The organism is Achromobacter spanius (assembly GCF_002812705.1).
GTDB lineage: Bacteria > Pseudomonadota > Gammaproteobacteria > Burkholderiales > Burkholderiaceae_B > Achromobacter > Achromobacter spanius.
The window spans coordinates 221,491-242,022 of the sequence record NZ_CP025030.1 but is presented as its reverse complement, the minus strand read 5'-3'; the positions used below and the strand labels follow the sequence as shown (position 1 = coordinate 242,022).

Genomic DNA, 20,532 nt, shown 5'->3' with positions numbered 1-20,532 from the left:
CAAGGAGACCCTTATGCACAGATTCGTCCTTCTGGTCGCAGCGGCGCTAGCCCTGTCGACCACTCCTGCCATCCATGCCCAAGCCATCAGCGACTGGCCGACGCGGCCCATTACGCTAGTGGTGCCTTTTCCGGCTGGCGGCACCACCGATCTGCTGGCGCGGCTGGTCGCGCGCGAGGCAAGTGCCGGTCTGGGGCAGAGCATCGTGGTGGAAAATCGGCCGGGCGCCGGCGGCGGCATCGGCGCGGCCGCGGTGGCGCGGGCCAAGCCCGACGGCTACACGCTGTTGATGGGCACGGTCGGCACGCAGGCCAGCAACCAGTTCCTGTACGCCCAGCTTCCTTACGACGCCGCACGCGATTTTGCGCCGGTCACCTTGCTGGCCAACTCACCCAACGTGCTGCTGGTGAATCCCAAGGTCGGTGTGAACAGCGTGGCGCAACTGCTTGATCTCGCGCGCCGCAACCCGGGCAGCCTGAACTTCGCGTCCACCAGTCTGGGCGGATCTCCACACCTGTCGGGGGAACTCTTCAACAGCATGGCGCAAGTGGATGTCCGCCATGTGCCGTACAAGGGTTCGGCCCCTGCAATGACCGACTTGATCGGTGGCCAGGTGCAATTGATGTACGACAACTTGCCCTCGGCCATGGGTCAGATCAAGTCGGGCGCCGTGAAGGCCTTGGCCGTGACCACGGCGACGCGCGTGCCGATGCTGCCGGATGTACCCACGGTGGCGGAATCCGGGCTGCCCGGCTACGAGGTGAATGCCTGGTTCGGTCTGCTGGCGCCGGCAGGCACGCCCGCGCCGATCATCGCGCGCCTGCAAGCGGTCGTGGCCGACGCCATGCAGGACGCATCGTTGCGCGGACAGGTCGAGGCGCTGGGCGCGATTCCCGTCGCCAATACGCCGGAAGACTACGCCGCCATTATCCGCGCCGACACCGACAAATGGCGCACGGTCATACGCCAGGCCGGCATCCACGCGCAGTAAGCCGCGCGAACAGGAGGAAGACATGAAGAACAACGCGACAACACTGCGTATCGGCTCGGGTGCCGGTTGGTGGGGCGACCGCATCGACCCGGCGCGCTGGAACGCCGAGCGTGGCGAGCTGGATTTCCTGTGCTTCGAAACCATGGCCGAAGCGACGGTCTCGGCGGCCCAGGTGCGCAAGCGCCGCGACCCCGCGTTTCCTGGTTATGACACCTGGCTGGACGACCGCATGCGTGCCGTGCTGCCGCACTGCATGAAGCGTGGCACACGCATCATCTCCAACCAGGGGTGGATCAACCCGCGTGGCGCGGCCCAACGTATCGCCGAGCTGTGCGCCGAGGCGGGTTGGTCGCACGCTCGCGTCGCGGCGGTCAGCGCCACCGACCTTAGCGCCACCATCGCCGCCAGCGGCGCCACGATCATGGAAAGCGGCGCGCCCGTGGCCTCGATCGCGGACAGCCTGATCTCAGCGGAACCCTACGCGGGCGCTGCCGCCATCGTCCAGGCCCTGGACCAAGGCGCCGACATCGTCGTCACCGGCCGGGTGGCGGATCCGTCGCTTTTCCTGGCGCCGATGATGCATCACTTTGGATGGCGCGATGATGACTGGGACAGGTTGGGGCAGGGCAGCGGCATCGGTCATCTGTTGGAGTGCGGCGCGCAGGTCACCGGCGGCTACTTCAGTGATCCTGGCTACAAAGACGTGCCGCAGCCGTGGAACCTGGCCTTTCCTTATGCGGATGTGCAAGCCGATGGCACCGCCGATATCGGCAAGGTGGACGGCACAGGCGGCTGCATCGACCTGCGCACGGTGAAAGAACAGATGTTCTACGAAGTCCACGACCCGGCGCGCTACATCACGCCGGACGTGGTGGTGGATTTCACCGGCGCGAGCCTGGTGCAAACCGGCCCGGACCGCGTGCGGGTGAGCGGCATAGCGGGGCATCCGCGCACGTCGACGCTCAAGGTGTCGCTGGGATGTGCCGAGGGCTATATTGGCGAAGACATGTTCTTTTTCGCCGGACCGGGCTGTCTGGACAAGGCGCGCCTGGCGGAAACCATTCTGCGCGAACGCCTGCGCATTGTGGGCTTGCGCGCCGATGCACTGCGCATCGACTTCATCGGCGTCAACGCGGTGCATGGCGCCGCGTCATCGCCCTCCGCGTGCGAACCGGCCGAGGTGGCGGTGCGCATTGCCGCCCGCAGCGGCTCTCGGGCGGAAGCCGAGAAGATCGGGCGCGAGGTCGACGGCATGGCGGTATGCGGGTTGGCCTCCACCGGCAAACGCGTGCCGCACCAGGATCGGGTCCGTGAGGTCATCGGCCTGTGGTCGGCGCTGACACCGCGTGAATCCGTGCAATGCACCATCGATTTCGTTTGAAGGAGCCGACATGCGGGTCACCTTACGTCAAATTGCGCATACACGTTCCGGCGACAAGGGCAACACCTCGAACATTGCGGTGATTGCCTACGAGCCGGATTTCTATCCCCACATCAAGCAGGCGCTCAGCGCGCAGGCGCTGCGTGTCATCTACAACGAGCAAGCGGTGCTGGGCCCGATCACGCGCTACGAGGTCGATGGCCTGTGCGTGCTGAATTTCGTGCTGGAAGGCGCGCTGGGCGGCGGAGTCTCGCGCAGCCTGGCGCTCGACAACTACGGCAAGTCCCTGGCCAGCGCCGTGCTGCGTTTCGAGTTGGACGTGCCGGACGTTTTGTCGCCGCTGTTGCGCGGGCCGGGCAAGGGTCGGACGCCCGCCACCTTGGACCAAGGAGCCTAGCCGATGTTTGAAGACCTGAAATCCAAAACTGCGCTGGTGACCGGCGCCTACAGCGGGTTGGGGCGCCACTTCTCGCTACGCCTGGCCGACGCCGGCGTGCGCGTGGCGCTATGCGGACGCCGCACCGAACTGGGCGAGGATCTGGCGCGCGAAATCCGCGCGCAGGGCGGTCAGTCCTGCGTGGCGGGCATGGATGTCACGCGGCCCGACAGCGTGCAGGCAGCATTCGAGCAGGTGGAAAGCGAGCTGGGGCCGGTGGATATCGTCGTTAACAATGCCGGCGTTGCCATGACGCGCGCGGCGCTCGATATCTCGGAAGCGGACTGGACGGGACTGATCGACGTCAATCTCAACGGCGCCTGGCGTGTCGCCCAATGCGCGGCGCGCCACTTCCACGGCCGTGGCAGGTCGGGCGCCATTATCAATATCGCTTCCATCCTGGGCCAGCGCGTGGCCTCGCATGTTGCCGCCTACACCGCCGCCAAGGCTGGCCTGTTGCATCTGACCCGAGCGCTGGCGCTGGAATGGGCGCGCCATGGTATTCGCGTCAACGCGCTGGCTCCTGGCTACATCGGCACGGACCTGAACCGCGAGTTCTTTGCCACGGAGGCCGGGGCGGCGCTGATCAAGCGTATCCCGCAGCGCCGCCTGGGCCGCATGGAAGACCTGGACGGCCCCTTGTTGCTGCTGGCCTCCGACGCCTCCGCCTACATGACCGGCGCCGTCATCGACGTGGACGGCGGCCACCTGACAAGTTCTATCTGAACCGAATTTCCTTTATCCGGAGACTAGAACATGGATTTTTCCCTGCCCCCCGAACTGGAAGCCACCCGCTTGCGGGTACGCGCGTTCGTCGACCGTGAACTGATTCCGCTGGAAGCCGACCGCGGCAACTACGATGCCCACGAGAACATAGACGAGGCCTTGTTGGACCGCGTGCGCGCCAAGGCCCGCGAGGCAGGTCTGTGGGCCTTGCAGATGCCGCGCGAGCGGGGCGGCCAGGGGCTGCCCATGGTGGGCCTGGCCGCCTGCTACGAGGAAATGAACCGTTCGATTTTTGGGCCGGCGGCCTTCAATGCCGCCGCACCCGATGACGGCAATATGCGCGTGCTGGCGCAAGTGGCGCGGCCCGATCAGCAAGACCGCTGGCTGCAACCCATTATCGACGGCAAGGTGCGCTCGTCTTTCGTGATGACCGAGCCCAGCCCCGGCAGTGGCTCAGACCCGTCCATGATGCGCACCACCGCCACCCGCAAGGGCGATAAATGGGTCATCAACGGCCGCAAATGGTTCATCACCGGGGCCGGCGCGGCGCAACACTTCATCCTGATCGCGCGCACGTCGGACGATACGCGCGAAGGTCTTTCCGCGTTCCTGTTCGATGCCAGCCAGCCGGGTTGGCGCATTGAGCGCCGCATACCGATCATGGGCCCCGAGGAACACGGGGGGCATTGCGAACTGGAATTCGACGGGCTTGAGATCCCCGACGAGAACCGCCTGATGAATGTGGGCGACGGCCTGAAGCTGACGCAGATTCGGCTTGGTCCCGCGCGCCTTACGCATTGCATGCGGTGGCTGGGCCTGGCGCGGCGGGCCATGGAGGTGGCGGTCGACTACGTGGGCGAGCGCAGCAGCTTCGGGCAGAAGCTGGCCGACCGCGAGGGCGTCCAGTGGCTCTTGGGCGACGCCGCCATGCAGATCGAAATCGGCCGGCTGCTCACCATGCGCGCGGCTGTGAGGCTGGATCAGGGGGCATTTGCGCGCAAGGAAATCTCCATGGCCAAGATCGTCGTATCAGAGACCTTGCATAAGGTCGTTGACACTGCGTTGCAGCTCAATGGTGCCCGTGGCTATTCAAAGGACACGCCGCTGGAATGGATCTATCGCTACGCGCGCCAGGCTCGCTTGGTGGATGGCGCGTCGGAGGTACACAAGATGGTGCTGGCGCGCCACCTGATGGATGAGGGCGACGCATTCTGGTGCTGGGACGAAGCGGATGCTCCGCGCAAGGCGCTGGTATGAGCGCGTCCCCGCACTCGTCCCTGGCTGCCTCCGGCAACGCGCCCGATTGGCTGCCGGCACTGGCTGCCTACCTGTCCGAACATGGCTTGTGCGACGCGCAAAGCCTGAGCGTCCGCCCGTTGACGGGGGGGCAGTCCAACCCCACCTATTTGCTGGAGGACAAGGCCGGCGCGCGCGTGCTGCGCAAGCAGCCGCCCGGCACGCTGTTGCCGTCAGCCCACGCCATCGACCGCGAATACCGGGTCATGGCCGCGCTGGCGAGTACCGACGTGCCGGTTCCGCGCATGCTGCACTACTGCGCAGACGCTGACGTGTTGGGCACGCCGTTCTATCTGATGAGCTATGCGCGGGGCCGCGTCTTCATGGATCCGGCCCTGCCTGGCCTGGAACCCGCCGAACGCGGCGCCCTGTATGGCGAAACGGGCCGTGTGCTGGCGACGCTGCACGCCGTGGATCCCGCTGCCGTGGGCCTGTCGGACTATGGTCGGGCAGGGGATTTCTTCGCACGGCAGGTGGCCCGCTGGGCGCGGCAGTACCGCGACACCGAGACCGCTGTGATCCCCGCCATGGACGCACTGATCGACTGGCTGCCACGCCACCTTCCCACAGACGATCAGACCCGTCTGGTACACGGCGACTACCGAATCGACAACCTGGTGTTCGACCCCGTGGCGCCGCGTGCCATCGCCCTGCTGGATTGGGAGTTGTCCACGCTGGGTCACCCCATGGCGGACCTGGCGTACCACTGCATGTGCTGGCGGATCCCGCCGTCGTTGTGGCGAGGCATCGCGGGGCTGGATCTGGCAGCGCTGGGCATTCCCAGCGAGGCCGAGTTCGTCCGGTCGTACTGCCGCGCGCGTGGCATCCAGCCGCCGCCGAATTGGGATTTCTACCTTGCATATAGCTTCTTCCGCATCGCCGCCATCTTGCAAGGCGTCTACGCGCGCGCCTTGGGGGGCAACGCCGCCGCTATCGATGGGAAGGAGATGGGTGCCAGGGTGGCACCGCTGGCCGGACTCGGGTGGGACGCCGCCCAACGCGAGTCCGCGCGCTTGGCCAATTCCGTTTCCTAGGAGATTGCAATGACCGCCATCCCGTCCGACATGCCGCCCAGCCCCGCCAACCACGTCGCGCTGACGCCGCTGGGCTTTCTGCAATGGGCGGCCAGCGTGTATCCGGAACGCGCCGCCTTGCTGCACGGCGAGCGCAGCCAGAGTTGGGGCGAGACCTATGGGCGCTGCCGCCAGTTGGCGGCTGCCTTGCAAGACTGGGGGGTGCGCCGTGGGGATGTCGTCGCCATCCTGGCGCCGAATGTGCCGGCACTGTACGAGGCGCATTTTGGAATCCCGATGGCCGGCGGCGTACTGAACGCGCTGAACACACGGTTGGATGCGAGCACGCTTGCCTTCATCCTGGAGCATGGCGCCGCGAGGGTGTTGCTGTACGACAGCGAGTACGCGGATCTGGTGCGTGGCGTGCTGGCGCGCCTGCACGCGCCACCAAAGACGGTGCGTATCGAAGACGCCGAATATCGGGGCGCGCATGGCGACCTGGGCGATGCCGAGTACGAGTCCTGGTTGGCGGCGCAGTCCACCGATGCGTTGTGGGACTGGCCCCAGGACGAATGGCAGAGCCTGAGCCTGAACTACACCTCGGGCACGACCGGTGATCCCAAGGGCGTGGTCTACCACCACCGGGGCGCGTACCTCAATGCCACCGGCAACGTTCTGACCTGCGGCATGCCGCCGCACTCGGTGTATCTATGGACCCTGCCCATGTTCCATTGCAACGGCTGGTGCTTTCCCTGGACCATGGCGGCGTTGGCGGGCACGAACGTCTGTTTGCGCCGCGTCGAGCCCGAGGCGATCTTCCAGGCCATCGAGCGCAGTCGCGTGGGCTTCTTTTGCGCGGCCCCCGTGGTGCTGAACATGCTGATCAACGCGCCTGCCGCGCTGCGGCGTCGCGCCACGCATCCTGTCCAGGCCATGACCGGTGGCGCGGCTCCGCCCGCCGCCGTGATCGAAGCCATGGACCAACTGGGCATGGGAGTGACTCACCTGTACGGTCTGACTGAAACCTATGGGCCCTCCATCAGTTGTGCCTGGCACGAGGAATGGGACGCGCTGCCGCTGCAGGAGCGCGCCGCGCTGAAGGCCCGCATCGGCGTGCGCAAGGTCAACCTGGAGGCGGTGCAAGTGGTGGACGATGCCATGCGGCCGGTCCCTGCCGACGGCGCCACACTTGGCGAGATCGTGCTGCGAGGCAATACGCTCATGAAGGGATACCTGCGCAACCCGCATGCCACCGCCGAAGCGTTCGCCGGTGGCTGGTTCCATTCGGGCGACCTGGGTGTGGTGCATGCCGACGGCTATATCGAAATCAAGGACCGGGCCAAAGACATCATCATTTCTGGCGGCGAGAACATCTCCACCCTGGAAATCGAAAGCCTCCTGTATCGGCACCCCGACGTGCTGGAAGCCGCCGTGGTGGCCCGTCCGGATGCCGTGTGGGGCGAAACACCCTGCGCCTTCGTCACGCTGAAACCCGGGTCGGCATGCGGGGTGGAGGATCTGGTCCGGTATTGCCGCGAACACTTGGCGGGCTTCAAGACGCCGCGCACCGTGATCTTCGGCGACTTGCCGAAGACCGCAACGGGGAAAATCCAGAAGTTTGTCCTGCGAACCCGCGCCAGCCAGCTTGGCTGATCGTGACGATGGCTATCCAATGGCGGCTATTCGACCGTGGCTATCCCCACACCGCGCCAGAAAACAAAAAGGCCCGCATCGCTGCGAGCCTTAAAGATACTGGAGGCGCAAGCCGGAATCGAACCGACGTACACGGATTTGCAATCCGCTGCATGACCACTCTGCCATTGCGCCAGCACTTGCAAGAAAAAAGGAAGCGCGGTGTTGGCCGATGCTTCCTTCTTGTATTTGGAGCGGGAGACGAGTCTCGAACTCGCGACCTCAACCTTGGCAAGGTTGCGCTCTACCAACTGAGCTACTCCCGCGTTGTACTGCTTCTTCTGCTGCTACTGCTTCTTCCGCTGCTACTGCTTCTTCCGCTGCTACTGCTTCTTCCGCTGAAATTATGAAAATTTTCAGCAGGGGTTTGGTGAAATTCGAGAAGCTTTCCTCGAAGGCCGTGTTCACCAAAGACAGCGATTATACACAGAATTTCAGGCTTGTGTAGCGTTGCGGGTGGATCGGGGGGAAAAGGCTTTCGGATCCAGATCCGTGCCCAGGCCGGCCCCCAATCTGGCATCCAACCCCGCCTCCGATCCCGGCCCCGATCCCAGCCCCGATCCCGGCCCCAACGCCGGGCCACGCCGATCGTGGTCAAACGACTGCGGATTGCGCCGTTCCGAACTGGGCGCGGCCCCATACAGCGCCCGGTACGTCTTGCTGAAATGACATGCCGACTGAAAGCCGCAGGCGGACGTGATGCTGGTGATCGACATCGGCGTCTGGCGCAGCAGTGCGCGTGCGTGGCGCAACCTGAGGCTTAGATAGTGCTGCTTGGGCGTGGTGCCCAGGTGTTCGCGGAACAACCGCTGCAATTGACGCTGCGAAGCCCCCGACAGATGCGCCAGCTCATCCAGCGACAACGGCTCTTTCAGGTTGACCTCCATCAGCGCGATGACTTCGGCCAGCGCGGGATGCGCGGCGGGCATGCGCATCGACGCGGGCATGCGCTGCTTGTCCTTGTGGTCGCGCACATGTCCGATGGTGAACTGGTTGGCGATCAGGGCGACGATGCCGGCGCCGACGGATTCGCCCACCAGGTTCAACATCATGTCCAGCGGCGCGGTGCCGCCCGTGCAGGTGATGCGGTCGCGGTCGATCACGAACAGGTCTTGCGACAAGCGGCTCTTGGGGAACTCGCGTTGCAGCATCACCAGGTCTTCCCAATGCGACGCGCAGGTATAGCCGTCGAGCAGGCCGGCTCGCAGCAGCGTGTGGGTGCCCGTGCACAGACTACCCAGCGTCACATCGCGCGCGGCCAGGTGCTGCAGCCATTCCAATGTGGCGTGGTCGACGTCGGCGTTTGCGCGCGTGCCGCCGCAAACGAACACGGCGTCGGGCGGATCGGCATCGTTCGGCATGCTGGCTTGCACGGTCAGCCCGTTGCTGGCCACGACCGGCCCGGATGATGCGCTGACGATGGACCATCGGTAATAAGGCCGGCCCAGCAGATGGTTGGCCATGCGCAGCACTTCAATCGCGGTCATGAACGACAGCATGGTGAATTGCGGCAAGGGCAGGAAACCGAAGTGCCGAAGATGCTGGCGATCCGGGCTCGGCAAAGGGGCTGTCATGGCGATGCTCCTTGGGCGGATGTAGTCGCACTGGGATGCCGGCTCGGAGGATTCGGCATGGGACCGTTGCATCGTAGGCCAGCCTTGCGCCTGTGCCCTTAGGACGAATACGAAAATTCGCAGAACATTGCTGCAGGCGGCTTGCCGGCCGATGGCGATTGACGCTGTCGTAATCGGACAAGATCTGGTCCGGTTCAGATAACAGCGTCCAGGACGTTTGGGAAAGAATGCTCCACAGGGCCGGTTCATGCCGGATTTCCGAATGCCGTTGCTACCGAAGGCAGGGTCGTCATGTTCCAGTCCTCGTCGTCTTTTTTCTCCGCACCGCTGGCCAAGCGCGACCCGGTCGTGATGGCCATGCAGGAACGCGAACTGCGCCGCCAACAGACCCAGATCGAACTGATCGCATCTGAAAACCTGGTGTCCCGCGCCGTGATGGAAGCGCAGGGCTCGGTGTTGACCAACAAGTACGCCGAAGGCTATGTGGGGCGGCGCTTCTACGGCGGCTGTGAACACATGGACGAGGTGGAATCGCTGGCGCTGCTGCGCGTGCGCGAGCTGTTCCAGGCCGACTACGCCAACGTGCAGCCGCATTCGGGCGCCCAGGCCAACGGCGCGGTCATGCTGGCCTTGCTGGAACCCGGCGACACCGTGCTGGGCATGTCGCTGGATGCCGGTGGGCACCTGACCCACGGTGCGCGGCCCGCGATGTCTGGGCGATGGTTCAACGCCGTGCAGTACGGCGTGCGCCAATACGACAGCCTGATCGACTATGACGAAGTCCGGCGCCTGGCGCTGGCGCACCGTCCCAAGCTCATCATCGCGGGCTTTTCGGCCTACCCAAGGCAGCCGGACTTCGCCCGCTTTCGCCAGATTGCCGACGAAGCCGGGGCGCTGCTGATGGTGGACATGGCGCATATTGCCGGCCTGGTCGCGGCCGGCAAGCATCCAAGCCCGGTCCCGCATGCGCACGTCGTGACCTCGACCACGCACAAGACGTTGCGCGGTCCGCGAGGCGGCTTCATCCTGACCAACGATGGCGCGCTCGCCAGGAAGATCAATTCGGCGGTGTTTCCCGGGTTGCAGGGTGGCCCGCTGATGCACGTGGTGGCCGCCAAGACGGTGGCCTTCGGCGAAGCCCTGCAAACGGACTTCAAGCGCTATATCGACCGCGTCCTGACCAATGCGAAAACGCTGGGTCACGTGCTGATGGCGGGCGGCATCGACCTGGTTTCGGGCGGCACGGACAACCACCTTTTATTGCTGGACCTGCGTTCCAAGGGGCTCACTGGCGCCCATGTCGAGCGCGCCCTTGAGCAGGCGGGCATCACCTGCAACAAGAACGGCATCCCTTTCGATACGCAAAGCCCGTCAGTCACCTCCGGCATCCGCCTGGGCACGCCGGCCGCCACGTCGCGCGGCTTTGGCGAGGACGAATTTCGCGCCATCGGGGAAATGATCGTCCATGTGATCGACATGCTGGTCACCAGCCCTGACGAGCACGAAGCCACCGAGCGGCGTATCCGAAGCGAGGTCCAGGCGCTCTGTCAGCGCCATCCCATCTACTGAGCGGCACAATTCCAGGGGGAACGGCATGACGACGCTTCATCAGAAAAGTATGGTTATTGACGGCCTGATCATCTCGAAATGGGACCGGTCCGTGTTCGAAGACATGAAACGGGGCGGGTTGACGGCTGCCAACTGCACGGTGTCGGTCTGGGAGGGGTTTGAACAAACCGTCGCCAACATCGCCGCCATGAAAGCGCTGATTCGCGCCAATGATGACCTGGTGACGTTGGTGCGCACCACCGAAGATATCCGCCAAGCCAAGCGCGACGGCAAGACGGGCATCATCCTGGGCTTTCAGAACGGCCATGCATTCCAGGACAACCTGGGCGCGGTCGAAGCCTTTGCCGACATGGGTGTGCGCGTGGTCCAGCTTTGCTACAACACGCAGAACCTGATCGGCACGGGATGCTACGAACGCGACGGCGGCTTGTCCGGCTACGGCCGCGAAGTTGTCGCCGAGATGAACCGGGTTGGCATCATGGTGGACTTGTCCCACGTAGGCGCCACGACGTCCGAAGAGGCGATCCTGGCTTCTTCCAAACCCGTTTGCTATTCGCACTGCCTGCCGGCCGGGCTGAAAGAGCACCCGCGCAACAAGAGCGACGCGCAGTTGCGCTTTATTGCAGAGCGCGGCGGATTCATCGGCGTGACGATGTTTCCGCCCTTTCTCAAGCGCGGCGTGCAGGCCACCGTGGACGACTACGTCGAGGCCATCGGCTATGTCGTCGACCTGGTCGGCGAAGACGCGGTGGGTATCGGCACCGATTTCACGCAAGGGTATGGCCAGCCATTCTTCGATTGGCTGACGCACGACAAGGGCCGCCATCGCCGCTTGACGGACTTCGGCGCCATCCGCAACCCCGAGGGCATTCAGACCATCGGCGAATTTCCCAATCTGACCGCCGCGATGCAGCGCGCGGGCTGGAGCGAGATCCACATCCGGAAAATCCTGGGCGAGAACTGGCTGCGCGTGTTCGGCGAAGTCTGGCCCTCGGGCGTGCAGGCAGCTTAAGGAGCGGTCAAAATGAATCCCCAGGTTCCGATCAACGTCAATGAACAGACGGGCGTCTGGAGCACGGACGGCATGCCGATGCTGTATGTGCCGCGCCATTTCTTCATCAATAACCATGCGGCCATCGAGGCCGAGCTGGGGCACGAGGCCTACGCGCGCATTCTGTACGGCGCCGGGCATCGTTCGGCTTACCACTGGTGCGAGCAGGAAGCGCGCGAACATCGCCTGGCCGGCCTTGCCGTCTATGAGCACTATCTGACGCGGCTGTCGCAACGAGGCTGGGGCTTGTTCCGCTTGACCGATGCGGATCCCACCGCGATGACCGCGCGCATCGTGTTGCGCCATTCCGCCTTTGTGCTTGGCCAACCACAGGCGGGCGGCAAGTGTTGCCACATGTTCTCGGGATGGTTCGCGGGGGCCATGGACTGGCTTGCCGACCAGCACGGCGGCGCCACGCGCGCGCAGTGTGTGGAAAGTCAGTGCGCCGCGGAAGGGCACGCGCACTGCGAATTCACCGTCAGCCCTGTCGCCTGAGGCCGGCCATGCGTTATCCCCATCTGTTTGCGCCGTTGACGTTGAACCGGTTGGTGCTGCGCAACCGCATCGTCAGCACCGCGCACGCCGAGGTGCATGCAGAACCCGGCGGCCTGCCCGGTGACCGCTACATTGCCTACTACGAGGAAAAGGCGAAGGGCGGCCTGGGTCTTGCCATCTGCGGCGGGTCCAGCCCGGTGTCGCAAGACAGTCCGCAAGGCTGGTGGCGGTCAGTCAACCTGACCACCGACCGCGTCATCGAACCGCTGGCAAAACTCAGCGACGCCATGCATCGCCATGGCGCGAAGGTCATGATCCAGGCGACGCATATGGGAAGGCGCTCGGCCTGGCATGGCGAACACTGGCCGCATCTGCTGTCGCCGTCCGGCGTGCGCGAGCCTGTGCACCGGGGCAACGCCAAGACCATCGAAGTGGAAGAGATCGGGCGCATCATCGGCGACTTCGCCGCGGCCGCCAAGCGGGTGCAGCAGGCGGGCATGGACGGCATCGAGATATCAGCCGCGCACCAGCATCTGATCGACCAATTCTGGAGCCCCCGCACCAACTTCCGCAACGACGCCTATGGCGGCAGCTTGCGCAATCGTCTGCGCTTTGGGCTGGATGTGTTGCAAGCCGTCCGCGAAGCCGTGGGCGCGGATTTCTGCGTGGGCCTGCGCATGTGCGGCGATGAATTCCACGACGACGGCCTTGACCACGAAGCCTTGCGCGAGATTGCGCAAGCCATGGCCGAGACGGGGCTGATCGACTACCTGGGTGTGATCGGGTCGGGGGCGGACACGCACAATTCGCTGGCCAATTGCATGCCGCCGATGGCGCTTCCGCCCGAACCCTTTGCGTATCTGGCGGCGGGCATCAAGTCGGTGGTGCGAATACCGGTGATGCACGCGCAAAGCATTCGCGACGCGGTGCAGGCCGAGCGCCTGCTGGCCGCGGGCCACGCCGACCTGGTCGGCATGACGCGCGCCCACATTGCGGACCCGCACCTGGTCCTGAAAATACGTGACGACCGCGAAGACGAGATCAAGCAGTGCGTGGGCGCCAATTACTGCATCGATCGGCAGTACGACGGCCTGGACGTGCTGTGCATCCAGAACGCGGCGACCGCCCGCGAAGAGACCATGCCGCACGTGGTTCCGCGTTCGCGCGGGCCGCATCGAAAAATAGTGGTGGTGGGCGCCGGCCCGGCAGGCATGGAGGCCGCGCGCGTCTGTGCCGAACGCGGGCATGACGTGGTGCTGTTCGAGCGGGGCGCTGCCATCGGCGGCCAGATTCTGCTCGCGGCAAAAGCGCCCCAGCGCGAGCAGATGGACGGCATCGTGCGGTGGTTTGCGCTGGAACTCAAACGCCTGGGCGTGGACTGCCGGCTGGGTGCGCTGGCCACCGAGGACATGGTGTTGGCGCAGCGTCCCGATATCGTGGTGCTGGCCACGGGCGGCTTGAGCCACGTGCACGAACAGCCGGACTGGGGCGTTGCACGCGGGCTGGCCGTCAGCTCCTGGGACATCCTGTCGGGCGCGGTCGAGCCCGCTCGCAATGTATTGGTCTATGACGGCGTCAGCACGCACGCCGGGGCAGGCGTGGCCGACTTTCTGGCCAGCCGCGGCGCGCAGGTAGAGATCGTGACGCCCGACCCCAAGGTGGCCGACGACGTGGGTGGCACCACTTTCCCGATCTTCTATCGCCGCCTGTATGCGCGGCAGGTTGTGTTCACCCCCAACCATTGGCTGCTGCGTGTCAGCGCCGAGGGTGACAAGAAAGTCGCGCTACTGCGCAACGAATACACCGAAGAGCGCGAAGAACGCCTGGTGGATCAGGTGGTCATCGAAAACGGCATCACGCCCAACGACGCGCTGTACGGCATGCTCAAGCGCAAGTCCGCCAACATGGGGCAGACCGACGTGCATGCGCTGTACGCGGCCGACCCGCAACCCGCGCTTGGCCAGCCCTTGGGCGATGGCCGATTCCTGCTTTTTCGCGTGGGCGATTGCGTGTCGATGCACAACATCCACGCGGCCATCTACGACGCATTGCGGCTTTGCAAGGACTTCTGATCATGCAACCGTTCGCCACCGTCATTACCGTGCTGTTCTGGCTGTCTCTGCTGGGTCTGGGCGTGGGTGGCTTGCGTCGGGCCGCGCTATGGCGCGTAGGCCGTGCCGCACCGGTGCGCTGGCGCGACCTGCTGGCCGTGCCCAAGCGGTATTTCGTCGACCTGCATCGCGTGGTGGCGCGCGACCCTTATATCGCCCGCACGCACGTGGCTACGGCCGGCGCCGCCGTGGCCGCCATGGCGCTGGTGGCGGTGAACTACGGCTTGGCGTTGTACGTTCCGGCCTTGGACCATGCCATCGCCGTGGCGGCGCTGGTGATGCTGGGCGGCCTGCTGTTCGTCTGGCATCGGCGTCGCAAGCCGCCAGCGCGCTTGTCGCGCGGGGTGTGGAACCGTCTGCCCTGGATGCTCGGCGCCTTCGCGTTGGGCCTGCTCTTGCTTGGTGGGGTGTCGACGCCGTTGCTATCGGGCGCGGCGGGCGTTGCCACGGTGGCGCTGCTGGCGCTGGGTGCGTGGGAACTGACGGTGGGCGCGGCCCGTGGGGGGCCGATGAAGCACGCGCTGGCAGGCCTGCTGCATCTGGCTTTTCATCCCCGGCCAGAACGATTCGGCCGCGCGTCGCCCGGCCAGAAGGCGGCCTTGCGCCCGCTGCCGCTGCTTGCCGACCCGGCATCCGCGCCCTTGGGCGTGGGCAAGCCGGCGGCCTTCGCCTGGAACCAACTGCTGAGCTTTGATGCCTGCGTGCAGTGTGGCAAATGCGAAGCCGCCTGCCCCGCGTATGCGGCGGGCCAGCCCTTGAATCCCAAGAAGCTGATCCAGGACATGGTGGTGGGCATGGCAGGGGGATCAGATGCCGCTTACGCCGGCAGCCCCATGCCGGGCATGCCCGTGGGCGAGCGCAAGGGCGGGGCTCATAGCGCCATCGTGCCGGGGCTGCTCGCCGCCGAGTCGCTGTGGGCCTGCACCACCTGCCGTGCCTGCGTGCACGAATGCCCAATGCTGATTGAGCACGTCGACGCTGTCATCGACATGCGCCGCCAGCAGACGCTTGAACACGGCGCGGTGCCGGGCACGGCGCCCGCGGTGCTGGCCAATTTGCGCGAAACCGGCTCGGCTGGGGGCTATGACCTTGGCGCTCGCTACCACTGGGCGGTGGACTTGAATGTGCCGGAGGCCCAGCCCGGAAAACCCGTGGACGTGTTGCTGATTGCCGGAGAGGGCGCATTCGGCTTGCGCTACCAGCGCAGCCTGAGGGCGCTGGTCAAGGCGATGCGGGCGGGCGGGGTGGACTTTGCCGTGCTGGGGGCTTGCGAGACCGACACCGGCGACGTCGCCCGACGTCTGGGTGATGAAGCCACGTTCCAATTGCTGGCCACCCGACTCATACGCACCTTGTCGCACCTGACGTTCAAGCGCATCGTCACGGCCGACCCGCACATCCTGCACAGCCTGCGCAATGAATATCCCGCGCTGGGCGGCCATTACCACGTACTGCACCACACCAGCCTGCTGGCGCAATTGGCGGGCACGGGCCGCTTGCGGCTGAAGCCGGCCGACAACCCCGCGCCCCTGACCTATCACGACCCCTGTTATCTGGGCCGCTACAACGGCGAGACCGAGGCGCCGCGTGAGCTCTTGCGCCACTTGGGCCTGACGCTCAACGAAATGACACGTCACGGCTTGAATGGGCGCTGCTGCGGCGGTGGTGGCGGGGCCGCGTTGACGGATATTCCGGGCGAACGGCGCATTCCCGACATCCGCATCCAGGACGCTCGCGACGTGGGCGCACACCGGGTGGTGGTCGCCTGCCCAAACTGCACGGCCATGCTGGAAGGCGTGGTCGGGCCAAGGCCGGACGTGCGCGATATCGCGGAACTGGTGGCCGACGCCTTGGAGGCATGATGCATCGCATACGCAGAGTCGATCCGCGCAGGCCCCACACCGTAGCGGAAGGGGGAATCCGGCGCATCGTGCTGGGCGAAGGCAGCCCTTCATCGGGCCCGGACTTGCAGGAAAGGACCGCGCAAAAGCCCTTGCGTGCCGCCGAGGCACGGCGCTGCATGCTCGCCGTGGCGCACAGCGACCGTGGCCAACTGGACCCGCACGCGCGTCAGGCCGTGGCCGCCGCCGCCCTGCTTGCCGAGCAAGACACCTTCGTGCATTTGCTGGTTTTCGGCGAATTCGACGGCGATGCCGGGGCACTGGGCGCGGACCGCCTCACCGTCATCACCGCGCCGCCCGCCTATGCGCCTGATGCCGAACTGGCCATCTTGATGACGCTGATCGAGCGTGATCGCCCGCTGCATGTCTTCCTGCCTGACAACGGCCTGCCCGACGGCGACCTGGGCCGGCGCCTGGCGGCAGCCACGGGCGATACGGCGGCGGCCCATGTGCTGGAACTGAGCGCCGATAGCGTGGCCAGCCCCTATCTGCGGGCGGGCCTGCGCCGGGCGCGCCAGGCCTTGCCGCGCATCGTGCTGCTGGCGCCGGACGCCATCGATGACCGTCTGCCCTTCGTCGGGCAGGGCGAGAGCGCGCGCGTCATGCCGCTGCCGATGAACTCGGCCTACCGCGATCAGGGCACCCGCACGCTACCCGCAACGGAAGTGGGCCTGGAAGAGGCCGACCTGATCGTGTCGGCGGGCAATGGCGTGCGCGACTTGTCCGGCTTCCAGGCCTTGGCCGACGCATTGGGCGCAGCGGTGGGCGCCAGCCGGGTCGCTGTTGACGACGGGCGCTTCTCTCGTGGCCAGCAGATCGGCGCCACGGGCAAGACGGTCAGCGCCAGCGCATACCTGGCATTCGGCATCTCGGGCGCGGTGCAGCATCTGCAAGGCATCAAAGACTGCCGCCACGTCATCGCGGTCAACCTGGACGCCAGCGCGCCGCTGGTCCGGCGCGCCGATCTAAGCATCATCGACGACACCAAACGGGTGGCCGAGGCGCTGTTGACCGAAGTCAGGCAGGCGCGTGCCGCCCGTCGCAACCCCGAGGCCAGCCATGACTAAGCCGCGCATCGTGGTGCTGGTCTCGGTGGGCGAACACCCCGTCAGCGGGGTGGCGCGCTCAAGCCGCAATGATGCGCTTGCACTGGCATTGGCGCGGATGCTCGCGGACGGTGACGTGGATGTGGTCCACGCGGGCGACCCCGCCGCCCCGGCGCTGCGCGACTATCTGGCACTGGGCGCGGCCGTGATCGAGGCGATTGACGTTGCCCCTGGCCGCGACGTGCTGCAAGCCCTGGCCGAGCACGTGCGCGACTACGACCTGGTGCTGTGCGGCACGCGGGCGGAAAGCGGCGCGGGCAGTGGCCTGCTGCCTTATCTGCTGGCGCAGGCGCTGCATAGGCCGCTGTTGCCCGCCGTCTTGTCGGCGGATATAGACGCGGGCAGCGTCGTCACGCAGCAATGGCTGCCCAAAGGAAAACGGCGTGAAGTCGCCGCCACGCTGCCGGCGGTGCTGGCCGTGCATCCCCTGGCCGCGCTGGACGTGCGCCACGTTTATGCACGGCAGCGCGCCGGCCAGATTGTGGCGCGCGAGCCCAGGGCGGTGGCCGCCCCGCTCGCCGCGCTGCGGATCGAAGCGGCTTACGGGCGCCCGCGCAAGCTGGCTGCGCGCGAATCGCGGTCGGGCCACGCTCGGCTGTTGGCCGCCATCACGATGGAAAGCCGAGGCGGGGCCGTCATCACCGACGGCAGCCCTCTTGAGAAGGCGCAGGCGGTCATCGCCTATCTGCGCACCCACAGCCTGATCGATTACTGAGGTGGATCAATGAGCTTCATCAAGCAGATTCCCGTGGTTCGCCAGCCTGTAGACGACTCGGTCCGCGCGATGATCGCCCGGCGCCGCCAGGGCTACAGCCTTGAGGCCGATTTCTACCTGAGTCCAGCCATCTTCGATGTGGACATGGAAGAGATATTCGGGCGCCACTGGATATTCGTGGCCGTCGAACCAGACATTCCTGAACCCGGCGACTATCTGGCGGTGGAGGTGGGACGGCAGTCCGTTGTGCTGGTTCGCGACGACGACGGGCACGTGCGTGCGTACCACAACGTATGCCGGCATCGGGGCGCGCGCCTTTGCGTGCAGCCGCAGGGTTCGGTTGGCAACCTGGTGTGTTCCTACCATCAATGGACCTACACACTGAACGGCAAGCTGGCCTACGCCGAGCACATGGGCGACGGGTTCGACAAGAGCCTCTACAGCCTGAAGCCCGTGCGGGTCGAGAGCCTGAGCGGCCTGATCTTCATCTGCCTGGATCCGAACGCACCGGACGACTTCGCGGTGATGCGAGAGCAGGTCGAACCCTACCTGCGGCCGCACCAGATACGCGACTGCAAGGTTGCCGCGCAGATCGACATCATTGAAGACTGCAACTGGAAGCTCACCATGGAGAACAACCGCGAGTGCTATCACTGCGCAGTGAACCATCCCGAGCTGACCGTGTCGCTGTTCGAATTCGGCTTTGGCTATCAGCCATCGCCAGCGAACGCCGAGCAAATGGAACACTTCGACCGGATATCGGCAGAGCGTTGCCAGGAATGGGAGGCCGCCGGCCTGCCCTCGGCCGAGCTTGAAGCGCTGGACAGCTGTGTGACGGGCTACCGCGTACGGCGGCTGCCGCTGGACCTTGCCGGGGAATCCCAGACCCTGGACGGCAACGCGGCGTCGAAGAAGTTGTTGGGTGGGTTGTCGCGGCGCGACCTGGGTGGCTTGTCGCTATGGACGCAGCCCAACGCCTGGTTTCATTTTATGAGCGACCACGTCGTGGCGTTCTCGGCGCTGCCGCTGGGGCCTGAAAAGACGCTGGTGCGCACCCGTTGGCTGGTACACAAGGACGCGGTTGAAAACGTGGACTACCACGTCGACAACCTGACCGCCGTGTGGCGCGCCACCAATGCGCAAGACCGCGCGCTGGTCGAGCTTTCGCAGCAAGGAGTGCGCAGCCCGGCGTATCAGCCCGGGCCTTATTCGCCTTACACCGAGAGCCTGGTGGACAAGTTCTGCAATTGGTATGTTGGCCGCCTGGCGGCACGCTACCTGGATTAAGAGGCCGCCATGCCGCACGCGCTTTTACGCATCCATCAGCCTGGCTTCTGGCAGCGGCTGCCTTCGCCGTGGGACAGCAACGTCGAGGAAACCCTGCTGTGCTGCCAGGTGCGGCAAGAGACGGCCGATGTAAAGAGCTTCTACTTCCGCTCGCGCGCCGGGCATGCGTTTCAGTTTTCGCCCGGACAATTCCTGACGCTGGAGCTGGACATCGACGGTGAACCGTTCAACCGCTGCTACACGATTTCGTCTCCGCCGACTCGGCCGCACACCTTGTCGATCACGGTCAAGCGGGTGCCGGGGGGAAAGGTGTCGAACTGGCTGCATGACTGCCTGGAAGTGGGGGATGTGTTGCGGGTGCTGGGTCCGGCGGGCGAATTTTCGTCGGCCCTGCATCCCGCCCCGCGATATCTTTTCCTGTCGGCCGGCTCCGGTATCACGCCCCTGATGTCCATGGTGCGCACCCACCGCGATCTCTGCGATGACCGCGATACCGTGTTCGTGCATAGCGCCCGCACGCCTGACGACATTATTTTCAGCCGCGAGCTGGCCTTGCTGTCGGCAAGCCAGCGCCACTTCCGCGCGCACTTCGTCTGCGAATCGCTGGGCCAGCATGCAGGATGGCACGGGCTGACCGGGCGCCTGAGCCGGCCGCTGCTGGAACTGATGGCGCCTGATTTCCTGCGGCGCGAGATCTTCGTTTGCGGGCCCGCGCCCTACATGCTGTCGGTGCGCCGCATGCTGGAGTCGGCCGGCTTCGACATGGCGCGGCATCACGAAGAGAGTTTCTCGTTTGAAACGCTGTCCAAGCCCGCCGAGGCCGTCGCTGCAACCGACATGGCGTTGGCAAGCCCGGCCGAACCCGCCTTCAGCATCCACTTCCAGAAAAGCCAGCGCACCATACAATGCGCGGCCGGTCAGCCCTTGCTGGACGCCGCGCGTGACGCGGGCCTGCGGCTGGCGGCGTCTTGTACGCAGGGCCTGTGCGGCACGTGCAAGGTGCGCTTGCTGGATGGGCGGGTGGATATGCGGCACCAGGGCGGAATCCGCCAGCGCGAGATCGATCAAGGCATGGTGTTGCTGTGCTGTAGCCGTCCGCTAAGCAATTTGCTCATCGATAAATGATGGGGATCAAGATTCAATGACTACGCACCGAGCTTTCGCGCGCCTTTCCGCTGAGTCCTGGCC

General features: G+C 65.5%; 17 protein-coding genes and 2 tRNA genes. 16 read left to right on the top strand and 3 right to left on the bottom strand.

Annotation, left to right across the window (positions count from 1 at the left end; all coding sequences use genetic code 11):
- Positions 1-13 precede the first annotated feature (13 nt).
- The 7 genes from CVS48_RS01225 to CVS48_RS01195 are packed head-to-tail and all read left to right on the top strand — an operon-like array spanning position 14 to position 7,496.
- Positions 14-991, top strand: a complete 978-nt coding sequence (locus CVS48_RS01225; RefSeq protein WP_100852904.1) for a Bug family tripartite tricarboxylate transporter substrate binding protein — start codon at positions 14-16, stop codon at positions 989-991.
- A gap of 22 nt (positions 992-1,013) precedes the next feature.
- Entirely contained in the window at positions 1,014-2,372 is a 1,359-nt protein-coding gene (locus CVS48_RS01220; protein ID WP_100852903.1) for an acyclic terpene utilization AtuA family protein, read from the top strand.
- A 10-nt stretch (positions 2,373-2,382) separates the two neighbouring features.
- Positions 2,383-2,769 (top strand): AtuA-related protein, encoded by a 387-nt coding sequence (locus CVS48_RS01215; RefSeq protein ID WP_100852902.1) that lies wholly within the window; start codon positions 2,383-2,385, stop codon positions 2,767-2,769.
- A gap of 3 nt (positions 2,770-2,772) precedes the next feature.
- Positions 2,773-3,534: an SDR family NAD(P)-dependent oxidoreductase gene (locus CVS48_RS01210; protein ID WP_100852901.1), complete on the top strand. Its 762-nt coding sequence runs from the start codon at positions 2,773-2,775 to the stop codon at positions 3,532-3,534.
- Between the two features lie 30 nt (positions 3,535-3,564).
- Entirely contained in the window at positions 3,565-4,791 is a 1,227-nt protein-coding gene (locus CVS48_RS01205; RefSeq protein WP_100852900.1) for an acyl-CoA dehydrogenase family protein, read from the top strand.
- On the top strand, positions 4,788-5,864 hold the full coding sequence (locus CVS48_RS01200) for a phosphotransferase (protein WP_100852899.1): 1,077 nt from the start codon (positions 4,788-4,790) through the stop codon (positions 5,862-5,864). The genes CVS48_RS01205 and CVS48_RS01200 overlap by 4 nt, the downstream gene beginning before the upstream one ends.
- Positions 5,865-5,873: 9 nt before the next feature.
- On the top strand, positions 5,874-7,496 hold the full coding sequence (locus tag CVS48_RS01195) for an acyl-CoA synthetase (RefSeq protein ID WP_100852898.1): 1,623 nt from the start codon (positions 5,874-5,876) through the stop codon (positions 7,494-7,496).
- Positions 7,497-7,596: 100 nt separating this feature from the next.
- Here the strand turns inward: CVS48_RS01195 and CVS48_RS01190 are convergent.
- The 3 genes from CVS48_RS01190 to CVS48_RS01180 form a co-directional block, all read right to left on the bottom strand.
- Positions 7,597-7,670 (bottom strand) — tRNA-Cys (locus CVS48_RS01190).
- Between the two features lie 55 nt (positions 7,671-7,725).
- A tRNA-Gly gene (locus CVS48_RS01185) sits at positions 7,726-7,801 on the bottom strand.
- A gap of 168 nt (positions 7,802-7,969) precedes the next feature.
- Positions 7,970-9,109 (bottom strand): GlxA family transcriptional regulator, encoded by a 1,140-nt coding sequence (locus CVS48_RS01180; RefSeq protein WP_197723135.1) that lies wholly within the window; start codon positions 9,107-9,109, stop codon positions 7,970-7,972.
- A gap of 291 nt (positions 9,110-9,400) precedes the next feature.
- Here CVS48_RS01180 and CVS48_RS01175 point away from each other — a divergent pair, with 291 nt between their 5' ends.
- From CVS48_RS01175 to CVS48_RS01135, 9 genes are read left to right on the top strand one after another with little or no spacing between them, the layout of a single operon-like run.
- Positions 9,401-10,678, top strand: a complete 1,278-nt coding sequence (locus CVS48_RS01175) for a serine hydroxymethyltransferase (protein WP_100852897.1) — start codon at positions 9,401-9,403, stop codon at positions 10,676-10,678.
- Positions 10,679-10,703: 25 nt separating this feature from the next.
- A complete protein-coding gene (locus tag CVS48_RS01170; protein ID WP_100852896.1) occupies positions 10,704-11,690 on the top strand; it encodes a dipeptidase in 987 nt (328 codons plus the stop codon).
- Positions 11,691-11,702: 12 nt separating this feature from the next.
- The gene (locus tag CVS48_RS01165) at positions 11,703-12,224 is read left to right on the top strand and encodes a 4-vinyl reductase (RefSeq protein ID WP_100852895.1); all 522 of its coding nucleotides are present in this window, start codon (positions 11,703-11,705) and stop codon (positions 12,222-12,224) included.
- Between the two features lie 8 nt (positions 12,225-12,232).
- A complete protein-coding gene (locus CVS48_RS01160) occupies positions 12,233-14,296 on the top strand; it encodes an NADH:flavin oxidoreductase (RefSeq protein WP_100852894.1) in 2,064 nt (687 codons plus the stop codon).
- Positions 14,297-14,298: 2 nt separating this feature from the next.
- A complete protein-coding gene (locus CVS48_RS01155) occupies positions 14,299-16,197 on the top strand; it encodes a (Fe-S)-binding protein (protein ID WP_100852893.1) in 1,899 nt (632 codons plus the stop codon).
- A complete protein-coding gene (locus CVS48_RS01150) occupies positions 16,197-17,303 on the top strand; it encodes an electron transfer flavoprotein subunit alpha/FixB family protein (protein WP_100852892.1) in 1,107 nt (368 codons plus the stop codon). Before CVS48_RS01155 ends, CVS48_RS01150 begins: the two co-directional genes overlap by 1 nt.
- Entirely contained in the window at positions 17,296-18,057 is a 762-nt protein-coding gene (locus CVS48_RS01145) for a drug:proton antiporter (RefSeq protein ID WP_100852891.1), read from the top strand. The genes CVS48_RS01150 and CVS48_RS01145 overlap by 8 nt, the downstream gene beginning before the upstream one ends.
- Before the next feature lie 9 nt (positions 18,058-18,066).
- Positions 18,067-19,344, top strand: a complete 1,278-nt coding sequence (locus tag CVS48_RS01140; RefSeq protein WP_100852890.1) for an aromatic ring-hydroxylating oxygenase subunit alpha — start codon at positions 18,067-18,069, stop codon at positions 19,342-19,344.
- 9 nt (positions 19,345-19,353) lie between these two features.
- Positions 19,354-20,469: an FAD-binding oxidoreductase gene (locus CVS48_RS01135; protein WP_100852889.1), complete on the top strand. Its 1,116-nt coding sequence runs from the start codon at positions 19,354-19,356 to the stop codon at positions 20,467-20,469.
- The last annotated feature ends 63 nt before the right edge of the window (positions 20,470-20,532 follow it).